General features: G+C 64.2%; 3 protein-coding genes and 1 pseudogene. 1 reads left to right on the forward strand and 3 read right to left on the reverse strand.

All coding sequences use genetic code 11. The features are described from left to right. Positions 1-840 (forward strand): beta-ketoacyl-[acyl-carrier-protein] synthase family protein (locus TX78_RS00715; RefSeq protein WP_044492784.1); only part of this gene is annotated, 840 nt, incomplete at its 5' end. A gap of 102 nt (positions 841-942) precedes the next feature. Here the strand turns inward: TX78_RS00715 and TX78_RS00720 are convergent. The 3 genes and pseudogenes from TX78_RS00720 to TX78_RS14060 all read right to left on the reverse strand — a co-directional run. Beyond that, positions 943-1,464, reverse strand: coding sequence for a DUF3145 domain-containing protein (locus tag TX78_RS00720; protein WP_044492786.1), 522 nt, complete (start codon positions 1,462-1,464; stop codon positions 943-945). Between the two features lie 109 nt (positions 1,465-1,573). Beyond that, a complete protein-coding gene (locus tag TX78_RS00725) occupies positions 1,574-2,575 on the reverse strand; it encodes a tyrosine recombinase XerC (protein WP_081652459.1) in 1,002 nt (333 codons plus the stop codon). Positions 2,576-2,611: 36 nt separating this feature from the next. Continuing rightward, positions 2,612-3,049 (reverse strand): annotated as a pseudogene (locus tag TX78_RS14060) (hypothetical protein); the annotation flags it as partial.

The raw sequence follows: 3,049 nt of genomic DNA on the forward strand, positions 1-3,049 counted from the left end.
CCGATGCTGATGCCTAATGGTGCTGCTGGTGCCATCAGCCTGGACCTGGGCGCCCGCGCAGGTGCCCGGACAGCCGTCTCTGCCTGCGCCTCTGGTGTGGAGGCCCTGGCGCTGGCTATCGATCTACTGCGCTCCGGTGAGGCGGATGTGGTCCTGGCCGGCGGCGCCGAGGCTGCTATCCATCCGCTGCCACTTGCCGCTTTTGCCAATATGCAGGCCCTGTCACGCCGCAATGATGACCCTGCCGCGGCTTCGCGGCCCTACGATACTGACCGAGACGGTTTTGTCATGGGCGAGGGTGCAGGAGCGCTGGTCATCGAAACCGAAGAGCACGCCAAAGCACGTGGCGCACACATCTATGCAGAGCTGGCAGGCGGCGGAGTCACCTCCGACGCTCACCACATCACCGCGCCCGATCCTGAGGGACTCGGCGCAACCCGGGCACTGCGTAAGGCGCTCGACGCTTCCCAGGCATCTGCTGAAGATGTTACCCATGTGAACGCCCACGCGACCTCCACGCCCAAGGGCGATGAGCCGGAGTACACCGCAATGAAGGCAGCTTTCGGCGCTCATGTAGACAATGTGTGCGTATCTGCCACCAAGTCTCAGACCGGTCACTTACTTGGTGCGGCCGGGGCTGTGGAGTCCGTGCTCACTGTGAAAGCACTTGCTGACCGTCTGGCCCCTGTGACCATCAACTTGGAAAACCAGGATCCCAGCATTCCGCTGGATGTGGTGACCGGCACCCCGCGTACCCTCCCCGCCGGAGACCAGGTCGCAGTGTGCAGTTCCTTCGGATTCGGTGGCCACAACGCTGTGGCGGCGTTCCGAACTGTGTAACGCGCCTGGCATCTCACGTGCCGAGTGAGAGATCAGCCGAGAACATAAAGATGCGGCCCCAGCTAGAGTGCTGGGGCCGCATCTTTATTGTTGGGCGTTCGCTCAGCCCACGCGGCTGAGCCAGCGGACCGGGGCGCCTTCTGCCGCGTGCCGGAAGGGCTCGAGTTCTTCATCCCAAGCCTCGCCCAGTGCCAGCGAGAGTTCCTGGTAGACGATGCTGGGGTCTCCGGCGCCAAGCTCGTAGGCGTAGCGGATCCGGTCCTCAGAGACCATGATGTTGCCGTGGGTGTCGATGGTCGCATGGAAAATCCCCAGCTCCGGGGTGTGGGACCAGCGTGAACCATCGCAGCCCGGAGAGGCTTCTTCAGTAACTTCAAATCGCAGATGCGAGAGACTGCGCAGCGTGGAGGTCAACTTTGCACCCAAACCCTGGCTGCCCGTCCAGCTCAGCTCCGCGCGGTAGCTTCCAGGCTCAGCCGGCTGCGGGGACCAGGAGAAGTCCACCCGGGCATTGATAAGCGACGCTACGGCCCATTCGATGTGCGGGCAGAGCGCTGCATGGGCCGAGTGGATGTGCAGGACACCACGGGCCCCGTGCTCGTTGACGAGCGTGTATTCAGACATATCCATCCTCCACAGTGCGTCATCGGTACGTCTTCCCCTACGACCGGTGTGCAGCTGATTGAGAATGCGCCTTTAGGGTATCACCTTGTCTCTGGTGCGCTGTCCAGGCTCAAGCCCGCGGATGCGCCTGCACATAGGCTTGCTTCAGCCGTTCAGCCGAGACATGGGTGTAGATCTGCGTCGTGGACAGGGATGAGTGACCCAGCAGCTCCTGGACCGCTCGAAGATCCGCACCGCCATCTAGCAAGTGTGTGGCGGCGCTGTGCCGCAGGGCGTGGGGGCCACGGGCAGAGGTGGTGCCTAGTTGCTCCAGGGAATCGTCAACAGCTTTGCGGACCACCCGGACATCTATTCGCTTGCCGCGGACGCCGAGGAAGAGGGCTTGGCCGGAGGCGGCGGTGCTGAGCAGCGGACGGCCTTGCTGCACCCATTTCTCTAGTGCGGCTTCAGCCGGACGCCCGAAGGGAACCATGCGCTCTTTATTGCCTTTGCCCAGGACCTTCAGCAGGCGAGCCCGGGGCTGAACAGAAGTCAGATCAAGACCGGCAAGTTCGGAAACTCGAATACCGGTAGCGTAGAGAAGCTCCACAAGTGCGGCATCTCGCAGTGCTACAGCCCAGGCCTGCGGGTTCTCCTGAGCTAGGTGCTGGGCCTCATTGATCTGGTTCTGCAGCTGGTCGGTGAGCTCCTGCACGTGACTTTTCTGCAGCACTTCGGGCAGGTGGGCGCTGCGTTTTGCGGTGCGCAGGCGTACCGATGGATCCTCTGCCAGGTGTCCGCGGGCGTGTGCCCAGCTGGTGAAGGCTCGCGCGGAGGCCGTTTTGCGGTTCAGCGTGGCCCGGTTGAGGCCCTTTCCGTGCAGGCCTGCCAACCATTCCCGGAGCTTGCTCAGGTCGAGGGACAGTAAACCGCCGGCGTGCTGGGCGAGCTGTTCAACGTCGCTGCGGTAGCCCCGGCAGGTGTGTTCTGAGAGTCCGCGTTCGTAGTGGAGGTAGGCGCCGAATTCATCAAGCAGGGCAGCGCTCTGGGCATCCAGTGTCAGTGAAGCCTCGGCTGCAGGATGCGATCCCGAGCCCGATCCTGACTGCCGTGTATCTGCTCCCTCGGACATAAAGGCAGTGTAGCCCCGGCTGCCTCCCTCCCCTAGCTATCTCCCCTCCCGGGCGATGGCCCACTGGTCGTTGTCCCGACGCGCCAGACCGAGGCGCTGCAGACGACTGAGGCCTGCGAGAACGTGCGGTACGGGCAACCCTGCTACTGCGGCGAGCCGGCTGACCGTGGTCAGCTTGCGCACCGGCAGCGCGTCATAGAGCCGCTTATCCACTTCGCTGAGCCCGTCCAGCCGGGCGGCGCCCTCCCGCACCGTGCCCTGCCGACCCGTGCCCTGCCGACCCGTGCCCTCCCGGACGGCGCTTTGTTGGCCCCTCCGGTCATGGGCAGCAAGGTCCCCGATGGGCACCGCTGCGGTGTCCTGTTCAGGGGCGCTTCGGTCCACCACGAGCTGCAGGACGTCGGCGGTGTCCGTAATCAGCTGGGCGGGACTGTGCTGCAACAGCTGGTGACACCCCGCTGAGCTCGCGGAATA

The organism is Nesterenkonia massiliensis, from assembly GCF_000455245.1.
GTDB lineage: Bacteria > Actinomycetota > Actinomycetes > Actinomycetales > Micrococcaceae > Nesterenkonia > Nesterenkonia rhizosphaerae.